The sequence below is a fragment of the Halorubrum sp. ASP1 genome, assembly GCF_005435135.1.
Classification (GTDB): Archaea; Halobacteriota; Halobacteria; order Halobacteriales; family Haloferacaceae; genus Halorubrum; species Halorubrum tropicale.
Window position 1 is genome coordinate 1 of sequence record NZ_SGUA01000021.1, and the last position, 21,849, is coordinate 21,849.

General features: G+C 69.6%; 21 protein-coding genes and 2 tRNA genes. 17 read left to right on the forward strand and 6 right to left on the reverse strand.

The genetic code is table 11. The features are described 5' to 3' along the window. Positions 1-926: KaiC domain-containing protein (locus tag EXE48_RS17385; RefSeq protein ID WP_137712110.1), on the forward strand; the 926-nt coding region annotated here is incomplete at its 5' end. Positions 927-1,244: 318 nt separating this feature from the next. Here EXE48_RS17385 and EXE48_RS17390 read toward each other — a convergent pair. After that, positions 1,245-1,315: transfer RNA gene (locus tag EXE48_RS17390), tRNA-Gly, on the reverse strand. 117 nt (positions 1,316-1,432) lie between these two features. Between EXE48_RS17390 and EXE48_RS17395 the strand changes: the two genes are divergently transcribed. Then, positions 1,433-2,875, forward strand: a complete 1,443-nt coding sequence (locus tag EXE48_RS17395; RefSeq protein WP_137704365.1) for a M28 family metallopeptidase — start codon at positions 1,433-1,435, stop codon at positions 2,873-2,875. A gap of 29 nt (positions 2,876-2,904) precedes the next feature. Here EXE48_RS17395 and nadE read toward each other — a convergent pair whose 3' ends face one another. After that, positions 2,905-3,876 carry an NAD(+) synthase gene (gene nadE / locus EXE48_RS17400; RefSeq protein ID WP_053772586.1) on the reverse strand — a complete coding sequence of 324 codons (972 nt, stop codon included), beginning with the start codon at positions 3,874-3,876 and terminating at the stop codon, positions 2,905-2,907. Between the two features lie 423 nt (positions 3,877-4,299). Between nadE and EXE48_RS17405 the strand changes: the two genes are divergently transcribed. Next, positions 4,300-4,833 carry an HTH domain-containing protein gene (locus EXE48_RS17405; RefSeq protein WP_053772585.1) on the forward strand — a complete coding sequence of 178 codons (534 nt, stop codon included), beginning with the start codon at positions 4,300-4,302 and terminating at the stop codon, positions 4,831-4,833. A 22-nt stretch (positions 4,834-4,855) separates the two neighbouring features. Here EXE48_RS17405 and truA read toward each other — a convergent pair whose 3' ends face one another. Together truA and EXE48_RS17415 are read right to left on the reverse strand one after the other, a co-directional pair. Further along, the gene (gene truA / locus EXE48_RS17410; RefSeq protein WP_053772584.1) at positions 4,856-5,773 is read right to left on the reverse strand and encodes a tRNA pseudouridine(38-40) synthase TruA; all 918 of its coding nucleotides are present in this window, start codon (positions 5,771-5,773) and stop codon (positions 4,856-4,858) included. Beyond that, on the reverse strand, positions 5,770-6,264 hold the full coding sequence (locus EXE48_RS17415; protein WP_053772583.1) for a universal stress protein: 495 nt from the start codon (positions 6,262-6,264) through the stop codon (positions 5,770-5,772). The genes truA and EXE48_RS17415 overlap by 4 nt, the downstream gene beginning before the upstream one ends. Before the next feature lie 173 nt (positions 6,265-6,437). Here EXE48_RS17415 and EXE48_RS17420 point away from each other — a divergent pair, with 173 nt between their 5' ends. The 11 genes from EXE48_RS17420 to EXE48_RS17470 all read left to right on the forward strand — a co-directional run bounded on the left by EXE48_RS17420 (position 6,438) and on the right by EXE48_RS17470 (position 14,046). Further along, on the forward strand, positions 6,438-7,004 hold the full coding sequence (locus tag EXE48_RS17420; protein ID WP_053772582.1) for a peptidylprolyl isomerase: 567 nt from the start codon (positions 6,438-6,440) through the stop codon (positions 7,002-7,004). A gap of 82 nt (positions 7,005-7,086) precedes the next feature. Beyond that, positions 7,087-7,195 (forward strand) — tRNA-Glu (locus EXE48_RS17425). Between the two features lie 87 nt (positions 7,196-7,282). Further along, on the forward strand, positions 7,283-8,467 hold the full coding sequence (locus tag EXE48_RS17430) for a cystathionine gamma-synthase (RefSeq protein WP_053772581.1): 1,185 nt from the start codon (positions 7,283-7,285) through the stop codon (positions 8,465-8,467). Positions 8,468-8,562: 95 nt separating this feature from the next. Then, a complete protein-coding gene (locus tag EXE48_RS17435) occupies positions 8,563-9,510 on the forward strand; it encodes a D-2-hydroxyacid dehydrogenase (RefSeq protein ID WP_137712111.1) in 948 nt (315 codons plus the stop codon). Between the two features lie 184 nt (positions 9,511-9,694). Beyond that, positions 9,695-10,693 carry a phosphate signaling complex PhoU family protein gene (locus EXE48_RS17440; protein ID WP_053772579.1) on the forward strand — a complete coding sequence of 333 codons (999 nt, stop codon included), beginning with the start codon at positions 9,695-9,697 and terminating at the stop codon, positions 10,691-10,693. Next, entirely contained in the window at positions 10,690-11,559 is an 870-nt protein-coding gene (locus tag EXE48_RS17445) for an alpha/beta hydrolase (RefSeq protein WP_137712112.1), read from the forward strand. The genes EXE48_RS17440 and EXE48_RS17445 overlap by 4 nt, the downstream gene beginning before the upstream one ends. 36 nt (positions 11,560-11,595) lie before the next feature. Next, positions 11,596-11,979 carry a DUF7971 family protein gene (locus EXE48_RS17450; RefSeq protein ID WP_053772577.1) on the forward strand — a complete coding sequence of 128 codons (384 nt, stop codon included), beginning with the start codon at positions 11,596-11,598 and terminating at the stop codon, positions 11,977-11,979. A 122-nt stretch (positions 11,980-12,101) separates the two neighbouring features. Next, entirely contained in the window at positions 12,102-12,383 is a 282-nt protein-coding gene (locus EXE48_RS17455; RefSeq protein WP_053772576.1) for a ubiquitin-like small modifier protein 1, read from the forward strand. Next, positions 12,380-12,739: a MoaD-like domain-containing protein gene (locus EXE48_RS17460; protein ID WP_053772575.1), complete on the forward strand. Its 360-nt coding sequence runs from the start codon at positions 12,380-12,382 to the stop codon at positions 12,737-12,739. The genes EXE48_RS17455 and EXE48_RS17460 overlap by 4 nt, the downstream gene beginning before the upstream one ends. Continuing rightward, the gene (locus EXE48_RS17465) at positions 12,739-13,266 is read left to right on the forward strand and encodes a DUF8048 family protein (RefSeq protein ID WP_241982619.1); all 528 of its coding nucleotides are present in this window, start codon (positions 12,739-12,741) and stop codon (positions 13,264-13,266) included. Before EXE48_RS17460 ends, EXE48_RS17465 begins: the two co-directional genes overlap by 1 nt. A 54-nt stretch (positions 13,267-13,320) precedes the next feature. Next, positions 13,321-14,046 carry a fumarylacetoacetate hydrolase family protein gene (locus tag EXE48_RS17470; RefSeq protein ID WP_053772574.1) on the forward strand — a complete coding sequence of 242 codons (726 nt, stop codon included), beginning with the start codon at positions 13,321-13,323 and terminating at the stop codon, positions 14,044-14,046. A 58-nt stretch (positions 14,047-14,104) separates the two neighbouring features. Here EXE48_RS17470 and EXE48_RS17475 read toward each other — a convergent pair whose 3' ends face one another. Continuing rightward, positions 14,105-14,953, reverse strand: coding sequence for a DUF7117 family protein (locus tag EXE48_RS17475; RefSeq protein ID WP_137712113.1), 849 nt, complete (start codon positions 14,951-14,953; stop codon positions 14,105-14,107). Positions 14,954-15,096: 143 nt separating this feature from the next. On the opposite strand from EXE48_RS17475, the gene EXE48_RS17480 reads away from it, so the two are divergent. From EXE48_RS17480 to EXE48_RS17490, 3 genes are all read left to right on the forward strand, one after another. Beyond that, positions 15,097-16,230 (forward strand): DUF7544 domain-containing protein, encoded by a 1,134-nt coding sequence (locus tag EXE48_RS17480; RefSeq protein ID WP_137712114.1) that lies wholly within the window; start codon positions 15,097-15,099, stop codon positions 16,228-16,230. A gap of 170 nt (positions 16,231-16,400) precedes the next feature. After that, positions 16,401-18,653: an NADP-dependent malic enzyme gene (locus EXE48_RS17485; RefSeq protein WP_053772571.1), complete on the forward strand. Its 2,253-nt coding sequence runs from the start codon at positions 16,401-16,403 to the stop codon at positions 18,651-18,653. A gap of 723 nt (positions 18,654-19,376) precedes the next feature. Continuing rightward, positions 19,377-20,582 (forward strand): Cdc6/Cdc18 family protein, encoded by a 1,206-nt coding sequence (locus EXE48_RS17490; protein ID WP_053772570.1) that lies wholly within the window; start codon positions 19,377-19,379, stop codon positions 20,580-20,582. Between the two features lie 103 nt (positions 20,583-20,685). Here EXE48_RS17490 and EXE48_RS17495 read toward each other — a convergent pair whose 3' ends face one another. Further along, complete coding sequence (locus tag EXE48_RS17495) at positions 20,686-21,246, reverse strand: TATA-box-binding protein (RefSeq protein WP_049932645.1); 561 nt, start codon at positions 21,244-21,246, stop codon at positions 20,686-20,688. Between the last annotated feature and the right edge of the window lie 603 nt (positions 21,247-21,849).

The following is a 21,849-nucleotide window of genomic DNA, read 5'->3' on the forward strand; positions in this document are numbered from 1 at the left end:
GTGGGGGCCCGTTCGGCGCGGACGACCCCTTCGGCGGGAGTCGGGGAGGAGGCGGCGGACCGAGCGGCGCGGGCGGCGGCGGGACCGAGGGCGGTGGCGACCCCTTCGGCGGCTACCGCGGCGCCGCGACCGCCGGCGACGACGACTTCGGGTTCGGCGACCTCGGGGGCGACGCGGACGCCGGCGGCCCGCCCGACTTCGACGCCGACCCGGACGAGTTCGAGTCGGAGATCACGCGGACCGACATCGGGATCGAGGGGCTCGACGACATGATCCTCGGCGGGGTCCCCAAGCGGTCGCTGCTGTCTGTCATCGGCGGCGCCGGGACGGGGAAGACGACGTTCGCGCTCCAGTTCCTCAACCGCGCGCTCGAGTCCGGGAACAGAGGGATCTACATCACGCTGGAACAGACGCGCGAGTCGATCCTCGACACCGCGACCGAGAAGGGGTGGTCGTTCCGCGAACACGCCGACGAGGACCGCCTCGCGGTCGTCGCCATCGACCCGATCGAGATGGCCAACTCGCTGTCGTCGATCCGCAACGACCTCGTCCGGCTCATCTCCGAGTTCGGCGCCGACCGGCTGGTGCTCGACTCCGTCTCCCTCCTGGAGATGATGTACGACCACCCGGCGAAGCGCCGGTCGGAGGTGTTCGGGTTCACGCGCTCGCTGAAGGAATCGGGCGTCACCACGCTGCTCACCTCCGAGGCGAGCGAGGACACGCCGTACGCCTCGCGGCACGGGATCGTGGAGTACCTCACGGACGCCGTCTTCGTCCTCCAGTACGTCCGCGGCTCCGACTTCCGCGAGACCCGGCTGGCCGTCGAGATCCAGAAGATCCGCGACGCGAACCACTCCCGCGAGACGAAGCCGTACGACATCACGGACACCGGAATCTCCGTGTACGATCAGGCGAACATCTTCTGACCGCGAGCGGCCGTGTCGGCACCGAGTTTCCGGAGCGGATTCGGCTACGGTTCCTGCGGCTCACGGATTGTTCGCCGCAGGAATGCACCGTCCGGGAGTCCCGTGAGCGGAGTGAACGGGACAACGGACGGAGCACGACCGAAGAGTGTTTACCGAGCGAAGCGAGGCAAACGCTGACTGACAAAGTCCGTCAGAAGTGCACCGTCCGGGAATTGAACCGGAATCAGACGTGCTCGCTCGTTTCACTCGCTGCGCGCGTCCGATAGGGTTCAATTCCCCTGCTGATTCCTGCGGCTCACGGATTGTTCGCCGCAGGAATGCACCGTCCGGGAATTGAACCCGGGCTATTAGCTTGGGAAGCTAATGTCCTACCACTGGACCAACGGTGCTCAAGTCGAGATACCTGACCGTCCCACTTGAACGTAGCGTTTCGGCGGACGCCGGCCGGCTCCGAGCCGCGGTGCCGCGAGCCACACGCTTAAGCCCTCACCGACGGACGCACGCCCATGACCGACGACGCAGCAGACGCGGCGCGACCCGAGGCGGCCGCGGCGGTCGACCGCGTCCGCGAGCGCGCGGACGAACTCGCCCCCGCCCTCGGCGCGACCTGGACCGACGACGATCCGTGGCGCTTCCTCACCGACCTCACCGCGATCGGGAGCCGGATGGCCGGGAGCGAGGGCGAGCGCCGGGCGGCGGGCCTCGTCGCCGATGTATTCGAGCGCGTCGGGCTCGCGGACGTGCGCACGGAGCCGTTCGACCTCCCGGTCTGGGAGCGCGGGTCGGCGTCGCTCGACGCGACCGTCTCGGGCCGTGACGGCCAGCCGTCGACGCGCTCGTTCGGGGCCCTGGCGCTGCCGTACTCGCCGTCGGGGAGCGTCTCGGGCGAACTCGTCGACGTGGGCTACGGCACCCCCGCGGAGATCGATGAGCGCGACGTCGAGGGCCGGATCGCGGTCGCGTCGACGACCACGCCCTCCGGCGGCCGGTTCGTCCACCGCATGGAGAAGTTCGGCTACGCGATCGACGCGGGCGCCGTCGGGTTCGTGTTCGTCAACCACCTCGACGGCCAGCTGCCCCCCACCGGGTCGCTCACGTTCGGCGAGGAGGCCGAGGCCGTGGCGGTCGGCGTCTCGAAGGAGACCGGCGCGTGGCTGCGCGAGTACGCTGTGGGCGTCGAGGCCGGCGCCGTCGGGGCCGCGAAAGACGACGTCGCACGGGCGGAGCTGTCGGTCGAGGCGTCGACGACGCCCGGCGAGAGCCGCAACGTCCTCGGGAGCACCGGGCCGGGCACCGACGAGCGGGTCCTGCTGCTCGCACACTACGACGCCCACGACATCGCGGAGGGCGCGCTCGACAACGGCTGCGGGATCGCGACGGTCGCGACCGCGGCCGACATCCTGGCGGACGCCGACCTCCCGATCGGCGTCGACGTCGTCGCGGTGGGCGCCGAGGAGGTGGGGCTGCTCGGGGCGGAGCACCTCGCCGACCGGCTGGACCTCGACCGGGTGAAGGGCGTGGTCAACGTCGACGGAGCCGGGCGGTTCCGGGACCTCGTCGCGCTCGCGCACGCCTCCACGGCGGCCGCGTCGGTCGCGGAGGCGGTGTCGACCGCGACCCGGCAGCCGATCGAGGTCGACGCGCAGCCGCACCCGTTCTCCGACCAGTGGCCGTTCGTGCGCCGCGGCGTGCCGGCGCTCCAGCTCCACAGCGACTCGGGCGACCGCGGGCGCGGCTGGGGGCACACGCACGCGGACACGCGGGACAAGGTGGACGACAGGAACGTCCGCGAACACGCGATGCTGGTCGCGCTGCTCGTCGCCGAGTTCGCGGCGCCCGAACGCGACCTCCCGCGGCTCGACCGCGACGAGCTCGCGGCCGCGTTCCGCGAGGCCGACTTCGAGACCGGGATGCGCGCCGCCGATCTCTGGCCGGCCGACTGGGACTGATCGAGCGGGGGGACGGGCCCGCCGGTCGTTCACTCCAGGTCAGCGTCCGGCGTCGGCGCGGGAAGCCGCTTATGCGCCGACGCGCGGTGACGCCCGAGCAGGTCCGCGACGAGCTCGCGGTCGACCGCGCCGAGGTCGGTGCCGGCCCCGGCGTCGGCCGCGGGGGATTTGCCCTCCGTGAGCGCCGCCGCGATCCGCTCGACGACGGACTCGGGATTGAGCCCGCGGTCGACGCCGAGGTGGAGGACCGGGTCGATGACCTCGTACGGCGCGCCCAGGTCCTCCGCGTCGCGCTGTCCCGGGAGGAAGCCCGCCGTCGGCGCCTTCTCGACGACGAACTCCGGCACGTCGAGCTCGCTCGCGAGCGCCCGCACGTCGGACTTGTAGAGGTGGCCCAGCGGGAACAGGTCGGCCGCGCCGTCGCCGTGTTTCGTCAGGTAGCCGAGCAGGAGCTCGCTCCGGTTCGCGGTGCCGCAGACGAGGCGGTCCGTCGCGCTCGCGGCGAGGTAGGCGACCGCCATCCGGAGCCGCGCGACGGCGTTGCCGGACCGCACCGGCTCGTCGTGGAGGTCGAAGCGGTCCGGGACCGCGGCGCCGAACTGCGCGAACAGCGGCTGGAGGTGGACCGTGTCGTGGTCGATACCCAGCGCTTCCGCGAGCGCCTCGGCGTCGCGGGCGTGCGGCGCGCCGATCTTGTTACACGGCAGGATCAGCCCGTACACGCGGTCTGTCCCGAGCGCCTCGACCGCGAGCGCGGCCGTCGCCGTCGAGTCGAGCCCGCCGCTCATGTTCACGACCACGCCGTCGGCGCCCGCGGCGTCGACCCGGTCGGCCACGAACGACCTGATTCGATCGCGTTCGAGCGCGGGGTCCCGGTCCGGGAGCAGCGAGGCGGGGAGGACCCGGCCGGCGGCCGCTCCGCCGTCGCCTGAGCCCGTCGCTCTCCCCGAGCGCTCGGTGGCCGCATCGTCCGGGTCGAACGCCGACTCGCGGTCAGCCATCCTCGCCTCCGCGGGCCGTCCGCCCCGTCCGCTTCGTGCGCCCGCGGGAGCGTCCGACGGTTCGGCGCGGAGCGCGGGCGCGTCTCTGCGAGCGATCGCGGGCGTCGCGTTGGATCGTCATTCGTCGTCCGCCGCTTCCGGTCGCGGTGATAAATACTTGCGGTGTAGATAATATAAGGATGTAGTATATTTACTAGTGTCTCGTGGGGATAGAGAAGAAAACCACATACACATGCAATTATAGACAAATATTTTCAAATAATTGTATATGGGGAATCTCGATCGGTGCCGTGACTTGTATATGAAGTCTTGTATCCAAAATCATTGCTTGTTTTTGTAGGAACAGCGCAGATAACCACAGATCTAATCATATAATGTCGTTATACGCAAACATTTATTATCCGCATCTAGTTCTATCTTACCATGTCGAAGATCCAGTTAAGTTCGAGTCAGGAACGCGTGCTCACAGCGCTCGTGAACCTCTCGGAGGGTCGAGAGGCGCCGGTACAGGGCCGCGAGATCGCGGACGCAATCGACCGCAACGCGGGGACGGTGCGGAACCGGATGGGGAGCCTCAGCACCCTCGGCCTCGTCGAGGGCGTCGCCGGGCCGGACGGCGGCTACATCCCGACCGACGGGGCCTACGACGCGCTCGGCATCGAGCGCTTGGAGGACGCCGCGACGACGCCGGTCGAGCGCGAGGGCACCTTGGTCGAGGACGTCACCGTCGCGGAGATAGACCTGTCGAGCGTCGCGAACCCGGAACTGTGCCGCGCGGAGCTCGTGATCCGCGGTCCGGTCGGCCCCTTCGACGCGGGCGACCACGTGACGGTCGGGCCGACGCCGGCCACCGGGCTGCGGCTCTCCGGCGTCGTCGACGCGACGAACGTCGACGGCAACAGCCTCTTGGTCCGCGTCGACGGCATGGAGACCCCGACGGGCGGCTCGGCCGCCTGAGCGGCTCGGTCGGCGCCCGCGGTCAGTCTCCCTCGACCGCCGAGAACAGCCTGTCGCGGACCGCGCCGGTGGCGGACGCGGCGTGTCGCGCGTCCCTGTGTCGCTCGCCGAAGGCGACGCGCGCGCTCTCCGCGGCCTCGCGGTCGACGGCGAACGAGGCGTCGGGGTAGGTCACGTCCCACAGCACGAGCGGCTCCGGCGGCGCGGGACCGATCCCGCGGTCGCCCGGTATCGGCTCGGCGGCGAGCAGTCGGTCGATCCACGCGAGGTCGGCGGTCCCGCGGCCGACCGCGCGGGCCGCGGCGACGACCCGCCGCACGAGCGCCCGCGGAAAGCCGTCCGCCGAGAGTTCGACGACGAGCGTGTCGCCCCCGCGGGTCGCGCCCGCGTCGAGGTCGCGGACCGTCCCCGTCTCGTCGGTCGTCAGGTTGTGGAAGTCGCGTTCGCCGTCGAACCGCGCGAGCGCCTCCCGGAATCGGTCGTCGTCGACCGCGTGCTCGGGGTCCTGCCGCGCGCGGTCCGAGGCGGATTCGGCCCCGGACTCGGGGGCGTAGAGGTGGTACCGGTACGTCCGCCGGGCCGCGTCGTGGGTCGCGTGAAAGCCGTCGCCGACGTCGGCAGCCGCCCACGTGCGGACCGACCCCGGCAAGTGGCCGTTGAACGCGCGGGGCGTGAGCCAGGTCGGCGCCTCGAAGGCGACGGTCTGGGCCACAGCCGAGACGCCGGCGTCGGTCCGCCCGGCCGCGGCGTAGCCCGTGGGCGTGGCGTGCGTCGACCCGTCGCCGCGCTCGACGAGGCCGTGGTCCGCGAGCGCTTCGAGGAGCGCGTCCGCGACGGTGCGGGCGTGGGGCTGGCGCTGGAAGCCGGCGTACGCCCGCCCGTCGTACGCGACGCGGAAGGCGCGCGTGACCGTGTCGCGTCCGTTCGACGCGCCCGTCACTGGGCGCCGGACGGCTCGGGGTCGCCCGCCTCGCCGGTGTCCGGCGGGTCCGCCTCGGCCTCGTCGGGGTCGGCCATCGGGACGGTCACCACCGGCACCGACGCGACGCGGACGACCTTCTCAGTGACGCTGCCGAGGAGGAACCGGCGGATCCCCCGACGGGTGTGGCTCGGCATGACGACGATGTCGGCGCCGTCGTCGATGGCGTTCTCGATGACTTCCAAGGGGTCGCCGCGGACGACGCTGCCGACCGTCTCGACGCCCCTCGCCTCCAACTCGGCGGTCACCGCCTCGACCCGTTCCTCGGCCGCGTCCGCCAGTCGGTCGGAGAACACGCCCGCCCGAGGGCCGGCGAGCGTGTCGGCGGCGGTATCGGCGGCCGAGAGGACGTGGACCGTCGCGTCGTACCGCTCGGCGAGGCTGGCCGCGTGCGGGATGGCGTCGTTCGCCTCGCCGCCGGGGGCGACGGGCAGGAGGATGTCGTCGTACATGCGTGGGTACGGAACGCCCACCCGCAAAGTCCTGTCGGCCGGGGAACCGGTCGGCGGACCTGTCGGCTGACCGGTCGGGAAGGCGGTCAGCGACGGTCGATCGAGGGTGTCGCCGGGCGGCAGTCGGGCGCCGGATGGGTAGGGTTTTCCGGCGGGCGGCCCTCCCCGTGGGTATGGGACGCGACGTGTCCGACCCCGACAACCCGCAGGTAACGCTTCAGACCAACCACGGCGACATCGTCGTCGAGCTGTTCGCTGACCGCGCGCCCCGGACGGTCGAGAACTTCCTCGGCCTGGCGCGACACGACCCCGCCGCGGACGCCGAGCCCGCGCCGGAGACGAACACGTGGGAAGACCCCAAGACCGGCGAGGTCCGCGGCGACTCGCTGTACGAGGGCAACGTCTTCCACCGCGTCATCGACGACTTCATGATCCAGGGCGGCGACCCGATGGAGAACGGTCGCGGCGGCCCCGGCTACCAGTTCGACGACGAGTTCCACGACGAACTCACCCACGACGGGCCCGGGGTCCTCTCGATGGCGAACTCCGGTCCGAACACGAACGGCTCGCAGTTCTTCATCACGCTGGACGCGACCCCGCACCTCGACGGCAAGCACGCCGTCTTCGGGCAGGTCGTCGACGGGATGGACGTCGTCGAAGAGATCGGCGCGGTGCCGACCGGCCGCAACGACGACCCCCGCGAGGCCGTCGAGATCGAGCGCGTCGACGTCGACGAGTAGCCCTCGCGGTCGGGCGTCGGACCCCTCCCCGGCGCGTGGAGTTGAGAAGAGTTAAATTGCCCCCGGCGTAATCACCGGTTGCGCTCGGTTGGTGTAGTCCGGCCAATCATGTTGGCCTTTCGGCGGACGCGGCGCCTCGGCGCCGGTTCGGAAGTCAGCCGACGACCAGGGTTCAAATCCCTGACCGAGCATCCATTCTCACCTCGCGAGCGGCGCGTCCGGATCCGCCCGCACTCCGAAGGGGAAGAATCACCACCGTCGGTGACGGAGAGGCGGATATGATCGACCGATCCGACGACGCCGAGGGCGACGACAGGCGGTTCGAGACCCGCGCGATCCACGCCGGCCAGGAGCCGGACCCGGAGACCGGCGCGCTGATGACGCCGATCCACGCGAACTCCACCTACGAGCAGGACGCGCCCGGCGACCACCGCGGCTACGAGTACAGCCGGACCGGGAACCCCACCCGGACCGACCTCGAAGCGAACCTCGCCTCGCTCGAGTCGGGCAGCCACGCCCGCTGTTTCTCCTCGGGGATGGGCGCGATCAACACCGTGCTCAACCTGCTCTCGGCGGGCGACCACGTCGTCGCGGGCGACGACGTGTACGGCGGAACCCACCGAATCTTGACGCAGGTGTACGACGAGTACGATCTCGACACGACGTTCGTCGACACCACCGACCACGACGCGGTCCGGGACGCGATGCGTGACGAGACCGAGCTGGTGTGGGTCGAGACGCCGACGAACCCCCTGATGAACGTCAACGACATCGGCGCGCTCGCCGACATCGCCCACGAGGGCGACGCGCTCTGCGCGGTCGACAACACGTTCGCGACCCCGTACCTCCAGCGGCCGCTCGAACACGGCGCCGACATCGTCTCGCAGTCGCTGACCAAGTACCTCGGCGGCCACTCGGACACGATCGGCGGCGCCCTGATCGTCGACGACGAGGAGCTTGACGAACGGCTCGGCTTCTACCAGAACTCCGTCGGCGCGACGCCCGGCCCCTTCGACGCCTTCCTCGTGCTCCGCGGGACGAAGACGCTCCCGGTGCGGATGGACCGCCACTGCGAGAACGCGATGGCGCTCGCGGAGTGGCTGGAGGGTCACGACGCGGTCGACCGCGTCTACTACCCTGGGCTGGAGTCGCACCCTGACCACGAGCTGGCGGCCGAACAGATGGACGACTTCGGCGGCATGCTCTCGTTCGAGCTCGACGGCACCCTCGAAGAGGCGTCGACGGTCGTGAGCGAGACCGAGGTGTTCACGCTGGCGGAGTCGCTGGGCGGCGTCGAGAGCCTGATCGAGCAGCCGGCGGCGATGACCCACGCGGCCATCCCGCGCGAGGAGCGGCTCGCCGCCGGGCTGACCGACGGCCTCGTCCGCGTGTCCGTGGGGATCGAGCACGTCGACGACATGAAGGCGGACCTCCAGGCGGCGTTCGACGCGGCGCTGTCGTAGCCCGCCCGCCCGGGCTCCGGGCCGCTCCGTCAGCACGCCAGGTTCGCGGCCGGACGACTGGTACCATTTTTGTCGCCGCCGCCGAGACTGCCTCCATGAGCGATCCAGACGTCTTGGTGCTTCGACAGACGATCCACGGGCTCGGCCCCGACGAACTGGCGGTGGCGATCCGCGAGCGGCTCCCCGACGCCGAGGTGGCGCGGGCGCGGACGCCGGCGGAGGAGCGGGAGCTGATCCGGACCGCCAGGGTCGCCGTCGGACTCAGCATCGACGAACACCTGCTCTCGGTCGCCGACGACTTGGAGCTGTTCGCCTGCGTGTTCGCGGGGACGGGCCACCTGCCGCGGGACCTGCTCGCGGACCACGGCGTCGCCGTGACGAACGCCTCGGGCGTCCACGGACCGAACATCGCCGAACACGTCGTGGGGTCGATCATCGCGCACGCGCGACAGTTCCACCGCGCGTACCGCCAGCAGTCCCGCCGCGAGTGGCGCACCTACGAGACGACGGAGGTGTACGGCTCGACGGTCGCCGTCGTCGGACTCGGCGCCATCGGCCGGTCCGTCGTCGACCGCCTGGAGTCGTTCGACGTCGACACGGTCGGGGTGCGCTACACCCCGGAGAAGGGGGGCCCGACCGACGAGGTGTACGGCTTCGACGAGTTCCACGACGCCGTCACCGACGCCGAGTACGTCGTGTTGGCGTGTCCGCTCACGGAGACGACGCGGGGGCTGGTCGACGCGGACGCGCTCCGGACGATGCGGTCCGACGCCGTCCTCGTCAACATCGCGCGGGGGCCGATCGTCGACACCGACGCGCTGGTGACGGAGCTTCGGAACAACCGGATCCGCGGCGCGGCGCTGGACGTCACGGACCCGGAACCGCTCCCGGAGGACCACCCGCTGTGGGGGCTGTCGAACGCGACGATCACGCCGCACAACGCCGGCCACACGCCCGAGTACTACGAGCGCGTCGCCGACATCCTCGCGGACAACGTCGCGCGGCTGGACGCCGGCGACGACCCGCGCAACCGCGTGGTTTGAAGCGGCACCGAGGATGGACTGTCTGAAAATATACAATACTATATATTCCTAATTGTTTCTTAATACCGATTTAGAAAACGCTGAACGGGACAGAGCGAGCTGAGTCGGCGGGGTTGTCCCGTACTCTCTGACGGAGGTATATATTTTGATCAAAATTAAGGCGGTCCGCTCCCGAGGGCCTGATATGGAAACGCGGAAGGTCCAGGTCACCGGCGGCTCGACGTACACCGTTTCGATTCCGAAGACGTGGGCGACCGACAACGACGTCGAGGCCGGGACGGAGATCGAGTTCCACCCCGACGGCGACTCGCTGTTCCTCACCCCGCGGTCCGAGTCCGAACGGACGCGGGGGTCGCTGGACATATCCGGTCTGAGCGGTCAGGCGCTCCGCCGAGCGGTCACGACGATGTACGTCAGCGGATTCGACGTCATCGAACTGGAGGCCGCGGAGATCACCACCGAGCAGCGCTCGACGATCCGCGACGGAGTCCAGAGCCTCGTCGGGCTGGAGGTGTTAGAGGAGACGCGCGACCGCGTCGTCGTCCATGACCTGCTCGACTCCTCGGAGCTTTCGATCCACAACGCGGTCACGCGGATGCGACTGATCTCGCTGTCGATGCTCGAAGACGCGATCACCGCGCTCTCGGAGCGCGACCACGACCTCGCGCGCGACGTGATCGGCCGCGACGACGACCTCGACCGCCTGTGGCTCGTCGTCTCGCGGATCTTCCGCGCCACCCTGCGGACGCCGAAGGCCGCCGAGGAGCTGGGCCTCCCCCGCGAGGAGTGTTTCGATTATCACTCCAGCGCCCGGCAGCTGGAGCGGATCGGCGACCACGCGACGAAGATCGCGCACCTCACGCTGAACATCGACGAGGCCCTCCCCGCGGACGTGGTCGAGGCGGTGAGCGACCTCCACGGCGACGCCGTCGACGTGATCGACGCGGCGATGGACGCGCTGTTCGACGACGACACCGAGGCCGCGACCCGCCGGGCCAACGAGGCGCGGACCGGCGTTCGAGCCATCGACGAGCGCGTGCGCTCCATCGACGAACTGCTCCGCGACCTCGACCCGACGCGGGCCCAGCTGCTCGGGCTCGTCGTCGACTCCGTGCTTCGGTCCGCCGACTACGGCGGGAACATCGCCGAGACCGCGCTCCAGAAGGCGGCGCCGACGCCGTGAGGAATTCCCTCGACTCGATCGCGCGCCGACTGCCCACGCGCCGGACGCTCGCGCTCGCCGCGGGCGCGGTAGTCCTCCTTTCTGCCATCGTCGTCGCCGCCGGTGCCGCGTACTTCGCCGCCGGACTCGGGCCGAACGCCGACGCGGTCGCGGCCGCCGAGGCCGACCCGGACGTCGCCGTCGATCGGACGCCGGTCGGGACCGCGGTCCGCGACGGGCCGGTGACCGCGTCGACCGTCGGGTTCGTCTACTACCCCGCCGGGCGAGTGTCACACGAGAGCTACGTTCCCACCGCCGCCGAGATCGTTGCCGCTTCCGACCGCGCGGCGCTCGTCGTCGTGGTGGACGCTCCGCTCAACCTTGCCGTTCTCGCGCCGGACCGCGCCGACCGCGTCCGGGAACGCTACCCCGATGTGGACGCGTGGGCGGTCGGCGGCCACTCGCTCGGCGGCGCTATGGCCTGCCGACACGCCGCCGGTAATGCCGGGGCGTACGACGCGCTCGTCCTCCACGCCGCGTACTGCGACCGGGACCTCTCACAGAGCGGCCTCGACGCGCTCGTGGTCCTCGGCGGCGCCGACGGAGTGATCGACGCCGAGCGCGAGCGCGCCTCTCGGGAGAACCTCCCGGCGGACGCTCGGGTCGTCGAACTCGACGGCGTCAACCACGCCGGCTTCGGAGCTTACGGCCCGCAGCCCGGCGACGGTCCCGCATCGCTGTCGCCGGCGGCCAGCCGGCGAGCGGTCGGGAACGTGACGGGAACGTGGCTCTCCGAACGGGGAGCGGTGACCCGTGAGCGCCGGTCGCGATCGGTTTCGCACCGTGGCTCCGCGGGCGTCCTTACCGCCGCTCCCGTCGCCGGGTGAACGGGTTTTTTCAGCGCGCTCCCCCGAGGTGTTCCCATGCCAGAGATCGAACTCGGCGTGCCGAAGGGCGTCGTCGAGTCGCTTCCGGAGGACGAGGGGACCGCCGAACGCGACATGCGACGCGCCATCGCGGGGATCCAGTCGCGGCTGAACGAGGCGCTCGACGAGGCGGACCCGGACGAGGCGGCCGAGGTCGTCGCCGACGCGGTCGAGCGCATGGAGTCGCAGGCGAGCACGTACCACGAGTTCGTCCCCGAACTCCGCGCGTGGGGGCAGTCGCCGATATACGCCATCGCGTGGCGGAACCTCTACCTCGAACTGATCGGCCAGCTGTACGACCACGAGTGGCTCGCCGACGACCTTGACCGCGAGCGGAACTTCCGGCTGGTCGAAGACGGGATCCGGCTGTCGGACCTGTAGCGGGTGCGACCTCGCGCGGGCCGCGAACTGTGGGCCACGGATCGCTGTCGTCGCCGCGCGTCCGCCGTCGGTTCGGTTCCGCGGCCGACCGCTTTTAAGCCGCCGCGACACGACGTACGGGTATGGAATTGGAACTGCGGTTCTTCGCGACGTTTCGCGAGGCCGCCGGCGGGAAGACGGTGAACGCCGAGTTCGCCGACGGCTCCTCCGTCGGCGACGTGTTGCGCGAACTGGAGGCCGAGTACGAGGGGATGGAGGGCCGGCTGATCGTCGACGGCGACCTCGCTCCCCAGATCAACGTCCTGAAGAACGGCCGCGAGGTGCTCCACCTCGACGGGCTCGACACGCCGATGGCGGACGGCGACCGGCTCTCCGTCTTCCCGCCGGTCGCGGGGGGCGCATGACCGACGACGCGTCGGCGGCGACCGAGGGGGGCGTCGACGACGAGGCGGCGGGGGCCGACCTCCCGCCCGCCGAGGAGGGGTGGGAGCGAAAGACGGTGGCGTACCGCGGTATCTCTCGACGGCTCGCGGCTCACTACCTCCGCAACCTCGGCGGGGAGCTAGTGGGGACGGACGACCCCGCGGCCGCGACCCGGGTGGACGGCGACGGCTGGCGAGTGACCCTCAGCGCCGAGACGGTGACCGCCGCGGCCGCCATCAAGCTCACCGAGGTGACCGCCGAGTTCGCGGGCGACCCCGAGGTCCTCGCCGAGCTCCTGCCGAGGTACCGGCAGAAGGCGATGCGCGCCGGCGGGTGATGTCCGACGACGCCGACGGCGGGGAATCGGGGGGGCGGGACGGCGCCGAGGAGGACCCGGGTCCGTACCCGATCGAGGGGACCGCGCTGGTGAAGACGGCGGCGCTCGCGAGCGTGCCGGCCGCCCGCGTCCCGGCGCTGCTCACGCGCGTCCAGGCCGATTTGGGGACAAGGATCGACGAGTACCGCCGGCGCTACGAGCGGGTCGCGACCGAGCCGGACCGCGAGACGTTCCTCGTCGAACCGGACCACTGGGAGGCGGTGGCCGACCGCGTCGGGCTCTCCGAGCGCGAGCGCGACGCGGTCGTGCGAGCCCACGAGGCAGCGGTCGAGCGGATCGGGTCCGGGAGCGGTCGCCGGGAAGAGTTCGACACCGCGCTTGAGATCCGGTCGGGCGTCGTCATCGGCGTCGAGGTAGAAAGTGAAGAAACCGACGACGCAGCGGCGAGAACGAACGGCGGCGAGTCGGGGTCGGACGGCGGCGAGTCGAGGTCGGACGGCGGCGAGTCGAGGTCGGACCGAGACTGACCCGGGCGCTGCCGTCACCGACGCCTTTTCGAAGGCCAGCGCAGACGTTCTGGCATGCGACTCGCTCGACTGCTCACGCCGGACGGCCCCGTGGCCGGCCGCTACGACGACGGCGCGGTCGTCGCGGACGACGGCCGCTACGAGGTCGGCCGCGACGGTCGGTTGCTCCCGCCCTGTGACCCCAGTGCGCTGTACTGCGTCGGCCGGAACTACGCCGAAACGCTCGACCAGATGGACTACGAGCGGCCTGCCGAGCCGGACTTCTTCGTCAAACCGCCGGCCAGCCTGCTGGCGCACGGCGAGCCGGTCCGGTACCCGGAGTGGACCGACGAGCTGACTTACGCCGGCGAACTGGTCGCGGTGATCGACGAGCGGTGCCGCGACCTCGCGCCCGATGAGGTGCCGGACGTCGTGCGCGGCTACACGGTCATGAACGACGTCGACGCGCTCGACCAGCAGGGGCGGACCGCCCGCAAGGCGTTCGACGGCTCCGCGCCGCTGGGGCCGTGGATCGAGACCGACGTCGACCCGACGGCCCTCGATATCGAGACGACCGTGGGCGGCGAGACGCGCCAGGACGCCAACACGGAGCTGATGCTGTTCGGTCCCCGCGAGATCGTCTCGTACCTCTCGAAGCGATTCACCTTCGAGCCCGGCGACTGTATCGCGTTCGGCAGCCCCGCGAACCCCGGCCTCGTCGAGCCGGGCGAGCGCGTCGAGATCACGTACGAAGGGGTCGGGACGCTCTCGAACGCGGTGGTCGCGCCCGGCGAAGACTGACGCGCCGCGTGCGGCGGGCGGCGGGCGAGCGGCGGGCGGCGGGCGAGCGGCGGGCGGCTCAGCGATCTGTCGGGTCGACGCCGTCGACGCTCGCGTCGTCGATCAGGTCGGTTGCGGTCCGCAGGCTTCCCTCGTCGCCGGTTCGGACGTAGGCCCCGAGCGCGGCGGCGGCGTCGACGAGGGCGTCCGCGGTCGCGGGCGACACGTCACCGCCGAGGGCGTCGACACGCGTGACGCGGTCGCGGAGGCGCTCGAAGGCGTCGCGGGCGGGGGCGATCCTGTCTTCTGGGTCGGGGCCGTCGACGGTGACAGTCGGCGCGTCGTCAGCGTCGGTCCCGTCGTCGCCGTTCGTTTCGGCCCGGTTCCCCCCAGCGCCTGATTCGAGTTCGTCGAGGAAGTCGAGCACGTCGCTCCGGTAAGCCTCGACGGCGCGCACGGCGGCCATTCCCCGCGCCTCCCGGAGCGCTGTCGGGACCTCCTCGGCCGCGGGTCGGGCGCCGTCGTCCGCGCCGGCGAGCAGCGCGAGGAGGTACTCGCCGTCGGCGTCGGTCGGGTCGCGCAGCCGCTCGTAGCAGTCGACGGCCTCAAGCAGCTCGCGGGCAGCGAGGTACGTCCCGTCGAGCGGGGCGAGCTTCCCCCCGTCGATGAACCCGCGCTTCCGGCAGTACTCCCGGAGGTCGGACTGGAGCTCGTCGACGCCGGATCGGGGGAGGGTCTCCTGTGCCTCTCCGAACCGCTCGCGGTGAGGGGCGAGGTCGAGCGAAACGGGGGCGTCCGTGTGGGCCGTGCGGTCGTCGACGCCGACGCTGCGCAGGTCCCCGCAGCTCGGACACGCGACGGAGCCCGTGTCGTAGTACGACCACCGCGCGCCGCAGGACTGGCACTCGCGTTCGCCGCGGACCTTCATGGCGACCGGTTCGTCGCGTCCGCCCTAAACGGCTGCGGGTCGCCTGGTGGCCCGTGACACGGTGCCCGGGGTCAGCCGCTCTCCCCCTGAACCGTCCGGGACCAGTGGCCAGCCTATTTCACGCCCTCGGGCGAACGGTCAGTATGAGCCGGCACGCCGTTGAGGCCGTCGACCGCGCCGTCCGGGTCACGCGCCGGTTCCTCTTTCCCTTCGAAGCGGTTCGGTGGACGAAGCTCGGGTTCCTGGCGCTCGTGATGGTGAGCGGCGGCGCCGGGGCGTCGGGCGCGACGACGTCGTCTCTCGGCGGTCCCGCCGGCGGCGGTGCCGGCGATTGGAGCGACGCCGGGGTCACAGAGCCCGTGTCGGTGCCCGCGGGCGTCGAACGCGCCGCGAACGCGGGGGTCGAGCGTCTCGCCGGGTTCGACACCGCGCTACTGGCCGGGCTCGACGCCGCGCTGCTGACCGGACTCGCTCTCGGGGTCCTCCTCGCGGGGATGGCTCTGTTCGCGTGTTCGATCGCGTTTCGGCTCGTCTTCTACGAGGCGCTCTCGACGACGGAGGTCGCGCTCTGGCGGCCGTTCCGCGACCGCTTCCGACAGGCGCTCGGTCTCCTCGGCGTCGCGGTGCTGAGTGCTGTCGCCGTCGGGCTTCCCGCGGTCGCGGTCGCGATTGCGATCGATCCCGACCTGTTGCGGTTCCTCGGCGTTTCGGCTGGGGGATTAGCTGCGCGGTCGTCGGTGATCGGTCCGGCGTTCGGCGTGCTGGCCGTGATCGGGGCCACGGTCGCGGTCGTCGGGACCGTCGTCTCCAGGATCACGTTCGAGTTCGTCGCTCCGGCGATGGTCGCCAGAGACGTTGGCGTGATCGACGGGTGGCGAGCGGTCTGGGCGTCGTTCCGCGGGTCGTGGGCCGACGTCGTCTTCTACTTTGCGGTTCACCTCGTCCTCGCGGCCGGCGTCGGGATCGTTCAGGCCGTCGCCGCCGCGTTCGTCGCCGGCGTCGTCGGGGTTTCGGCGCTCGTCGCGCTCCTCCTCGCGGCGGTGGCGCTCGGCGGCGTCGGGGCGTTGATCGGGACGACCGCTGGGGCGATCGCCCTCGCGGCGGTGCTCGTCTGCGCGGTCGTCGCCGTCGTGGTCCTGACGCTCCCGGCCACGCTGGTCGTGCGGACGTACCTGACCGCGTTCGAAGTCTCGACGCTGGCCGGCATCGATCCGACCCTCGCGCCGCTGGCGCCGACGCTCGCCGCGAGCGACGACCGGGAACCGACCGGCGAGTGAGTCGGCGGCGGTCGATAGCGATCGCGTGTCGTTGGCGGGCTCGGTCGTGATGATCGCGGTGGCCGAGGTTCTCGGCACCGCGTACGAGTCGCCGAGTGATCGTCGAACGTCGAATTGCGTACTCGACACCATCGGATAGCTTTTTACTCCGTTCACGAATGGAGAGAGACATGGGACTAGACGACGACGCGCGGGAGTACCACCGACAGGAGCCGCCCGGGAAGATCGAGATAGAGACGACGAAGCCCACGAACACGCAGCGGGACCTCTCGCTGGCGTACTCGCCGGGAGTCGCGGCGCCGTGTCGCGACATCGCGGCCGACCCCGAGTCCGTCTTCGAGTACACGGCGAAGGGGAACCTCGTCGCCGTCGTCTCGAACGGCTCGGCCGTCCTCGGGCTCGGCGACATCGGCGCCGCCGCCTCCAAGCCCGTCATGGAGGGGAAGGGAGTGCTGTTCAAGCGGTTCGCCGACATCGACGTGTTCGACATCGAGCTCGACATCGACGCCGTCGACCCGTTCTGCGAGGCGGTGAAGGCGATGGGACCGACGTTCGGCGGGGTCAACCTCGAGGACATCAAGGCGCCCGAGTGCTTCAAAATCGAGGAGCGGCTCCGCGAGGAGATGGACGTCCCGGTGTTCCACGACGACCAGCACGGCACCGCGATCATCTCGGGCGCGGCGCTGATGAACGCGGTCGACATCTCGGATAAGGACCTCTCGGAGCTCGACATCGTCTTCTCTGGCGCGGGCGCGTCCGCCATCGCGACGGCCCGGTTCTACGTATCGCTGGGCGCGCGCAAAGAGAACATCACGATGTGCGACTCCTCGGGGATCATCACCGAGTCGCGCGTCGAGGACGGCGAGGTCAACGAGTACAAGAGCCAGTTCGCCAGCCCGGTCGAGGGCGGTGACCTCGCGGACGCGATGGAGGGTGCCGACGTGTTCGTCGGACTCTCCGTCGGCGGGATCGTTTCACAGGAGATGGTCCGCTCGATGGCCGCCGATCCGATCATCTTCGCGATGGCGAACCCCGACCCGGAGATCACCTACGAGGACGCGAAGGGCGCGCGCGACGACACGGTGATCATGGCGACCGGCCGATCGGACTACCCGAACATGGTGAACAACGTGCTCGGGTTCCCGTTCCTCTTCCGTGGGGCGCTCGACGTGCGCGCGACCGAGATCAACGAGGAGATGAAGGCGGCCGCCGCGGAGGCGCTGGCCGACCTCGCCCGCAAGGACGTTCCGGACGCGGTCGTAAAGGCGTACGGCGACGACCCGCTCCAGTTCGGCCCCGAGTACGTGATCCCGAAGCCGCTCGACCCCCGCGTGCTGTTCGAGGTGGCCCCGCGCGTCGCGGAGGCGGCGATGGAGTCCGGGTCGGCCCGAACCGAGATCGACCTAGCGAAGTATCGTGAGCGGCTCGAAGCACGTCTCGGGAAGTCCCGCGAGATGATGCGCGTCGTCTTGAACAAAGCGAAGAGCGACCCGAAGCGGATCGCGCTCGCCGAGGGGACCGACGAGAAGATGATCCGGGCGGCGTACCAGCTCTCGGAGCAGGGGATCGCCGACCCGGTGCTGCTCGGCGACGCGGACACCATCTCGCAGACCGCGGCCGAGCTCGGGCTCTCGTTCCGACCCGAGGTCGTCGACCCCGACAACCGCGACGTCTCGAGCTACGGCGACCGGTTGTACGAACTCCGGAAGCGGAAGGGGATCACGAAGCGCGAGGCGGCCGACCTCGTCCGGCGCGACACGAACTACCTCGCGAGCGTGATGGTGGAGACGGGCGACGTCGACGCGATGCTCACCGGGCTCACCCACCACTACCCGTCCGCGCTCCGGCCGCCGCTCCAGGTCGTCGGGTCCGCGGTCGACACCGACACCGTCGCCGGCGTGTACATGCTCACGTTCAAGAACCGCGTCATCTTCTGTGCGGACACGACGGTCAATCAGGACCCCGACGCGGAGACGCTCGCGGAGGTCACGCGACACACGGCGGACCTCGCGCGCCGGTTCAACGTCGAGCCGCGCGCGGCGATGCTGTCGTACTCCAACTTCGGGAGCGTCGACAACGAGGGGACCCGGAAGCCGCGCGAGGCGGTCGACATCCTCCAGTCCGACGAAACGGTCGACTTCCCCGTCGACGGGGAGATGCAGGCCGACACCGCCGTCGTCGACGACATCCTCAACGGGACCTACGAGTTCTCTCAGCTCGACGAGGCGGCTAACGTCCTCGTGTTCCCCAACTTGGAAGCCGGGAACATCGGGTACAAGCTGCTCCAGCGCCTCGGCGGCGCCGAGGCCATCGGGCCGATGCTCGTCGGAATGGACGAACCGGTCCACGTGCTCCAGCGAGGCGACGAGGTGAAAGACATCGTCAACCTCGCCAGCGTCGCCGTCGTCGACGCCCAGGAGTAACTCGTCCAGCGGAGTGCGGCGAAGGCCCTCGTCGACTGCCTTCCGCCACTCTTCGCCGTTTTCTAGCAGCACTCGGGGCCGACGTGGCGTACTTCTTTCGCGGGGCCTCCGTTTCCCGCGACCGACTCCCCGTAATTTCTCGTAATTTCTTCGCGGCTGGCACCGCGTCGTTCTCCCCGACCAACGTGAGTCGCGGTGTGAGTGACACACCGTGTTTCCGGTGAAATCGGGTGTCGTCGCGTGGGGGGTGTACTGCCGGCTGGGGGAGGCGTGCGAGACCCGCCGAAGTAGAATCGCGGACCCTCCACTATTCTGTCTGTTCTGAAATAACGGGTTTTATTAGTTAAATGTGAGTACAGTTCGCCAAGCGGTAGAAGCGAAGGTTCGCCGAGCGAATTATGTCGTTCACCGGAAACGCGGTCTCCGCCGTGAGGGGAGCTTCGACACGACACCGTACACCGGGTTTCCGGTGAAATGCTGAGACGTGTCACCGCCGTGCCTCGCCTGAATTTTCCGAACTGACGGACGTTGTCGCCCGGGGTCGCTCTCCGGGGTCCTGTTTCCCTCGGTCACAGGACTCACTCCAAGATCGCACCACCGACCGCTCACCCCGTTTCACCGGAAACGCGGTGTGTGTCTCGACCGGTCGAATTAGGCGCGGACCTCGCCTCCCGCCCGGTCGCGAAACAGAACGCATTTCACCGGAAACCCGGTGTCTCTCTCATGGACGCAGCGGACGACCTCTTCACGAGAGAGGATCCTATCTTCGCGAACAAGGAGCTCCTCGAGATCAGTCACCTACCCGGCGAGGGACGGATCGTCGGCCGAGATGACGAGATATCCGACTTGGCGACGGCCGTCAACCCGGCCATCTTCGGACAGAGCCCGAGCAACGTCCTGATATACGGAAAGACGGGCACCGGGAAGTCGCTGTGCGCGAAGTACGTCTCCAAACGGCTCGTCTCGACCGCCAGCGAGGAGGGCGTCACCGCCACGTTCGCCTACGTCGACTGCGCGCAGGACACCACGGAGACCCAGGCGGTCCAGACCATCGCCGAGGGCGTGAACGACCCCGAGCAGACCGGAATCAACGTCCCTGACAAGGGACTCTCGACTTCCACCTACTACAAGCGGCTCTGGCGCATCCTCGACCAGCGGTACGACGTGGTGCTGATCCTGCTCGACGAGATCGACAAGCTCGACGACGACGCGATCCTGATGCAGCTGTCCCGCGCGGGAGAGGCCGGGAAGATCACCGACTGTAAGCTGGGCGTCGTCGGGATCAGCAACAAGATCCAGTACAAAGACCGGATGGACGAGCGCGTCAAGTCGAGCCTCTGTGAGCGCGAGTTCGTCTTCCCGCCGTACGACGCGAACCAGCTTCGGGAAATCATGCAGGCGCGCGCGGACGCGTTCCACGACGACGTGCTCGAACCCTCGACGATACCCCGGGCCGCGGCGCTCGCCGCGCGCGAGCACGGCGACGCCCGGAAGGCCATCGACATCCTCCGGTACGCGGGCGAGATCGCGCAGGCGAACGGCGAGCCTACGGTTCGCGAGGAGTTCGTCACGCAGGCGCGCGAGCGAGCCGAGACCGACCGCTTCCGCGAGCTCATTCGTGGCTCCACGCCGCACTCGCGGTACGTGCTCCAGGCGCTCGCGCTGCTGTCGCTGTCGAACGGTCGTCAGGACGGGTTCCGCACGAGCCGCGTGTACGAGATATACGAGAACATCTGCCGCCAGGAGGGATCCGACAGCCTCTCGCTGCGCCGCGTCCGCGACCTCCTGAAGGAACACGCGTTCCTCGACATCATCGAACAGTCGAAACACAGCGGCGGCAGCGCCGAGGGGAGTTACACGAAACACCAACTCCTCGAGGACCCGAGCGTCGTCAAGGAGGTGCTCACCGAAGACGACGCCGAAACGTAACCGGACCGCACTCAGCCGCTCGACAGCGACCCACGGCCGCTCGACACCGGTCGCCGCCCGTCTCCGAGACGGCGGGAACCGAACAGACCGATCGATTCGACCCTCAGCCGAGCAGGCCGAGCCCTTCGATGCGCTCGACGATCTCCTCGACCGCTTCCTCGGCGTCGTCGGTGCGCTTGCCGCCGGTGATGACGATCTTCCCGCTCCCGAACAGCAGGATGACGACCTCGGGTTCGTCCATCCGGTAGACGAGGCCGGGGAACTGCTCCGGCTCGTACTCCACGTCCTCGAGTCCGAGACCGATAGCCAGAGCGTTGAGGTTGAGGTTGTGTCCGAGGTCCGCGCTCGACACGATGTTCTGGACGGTGATCTCCGGGTCGTCCTCAACGGGGATCTGGAGTCCGCGGAGCTTCTCGAAGATGATCCCGAGCGCGTCGTGGACGTCGTCGATGCTCTTCGCGCCCGTACACACGATCTTCCCCGAGCGGAAGATGAGTGCGGCCGCCTTCGGCTCCTGGGTCCGGTACACGAGGCCGGGGAAGTTGTCCGGGTTGAAGTCCGCACCCGGGAGGTCCTCCGCGAGCGCCTCCAAATCGAGCTCCTGACCGATACCCGTCGATGCAACAACGTTCTGAATCTCGATCGAGTCTGCAGGGTTCGTCATCGTTCGCTTTTATATGTGTCCCCCTCCCTTATAAACGCCCGTGGTATAAATGACCGGCTGCCCCCGAGTTCTTCTTTTGTCGATGTTGCGCACGCGCGTGTGCCTCCGAGTCGTCGGCAGCACTATGATATAGTTCTGATATGTCTGCCGGTCACGCGCTCCTCTCCAGTCGCTCGCTCTCGTGGGCGAGCTCTACCCGTCGCGCCGCGTCGACGAGTCACTCGGTTGTGAGTTGCTCCATGAAACCGCATGACGTGGTGCCGATAGTTCGACGAGGTTAAGTACAACCCGGGCATTCGATGAGATGCGAGGCGCCCCCGCCGAGGGGGCACCGACCGGCCGTCGACGCGGCCGGTCGAAGCGTTCCGACGTGCTTAAGTGTATAAGCCCGTTTGGTCAAGACGCGAAGAACGCACCGCGGACTCGGGCCGTTCAACTCGGCCCGGTTTCGCAGAGTCGGTTCATCCGACTCATCCGATGAGGATCACGCCCCCTGCGCTCCGGCGTAAGCGGTGATCTGATGTGAGCCGTGGTCGTTCGGTGCCATCCAAGCCGTTGGCTGGCCCGGACACCACACAGACCAATGCAATGGTGTGTCAACAC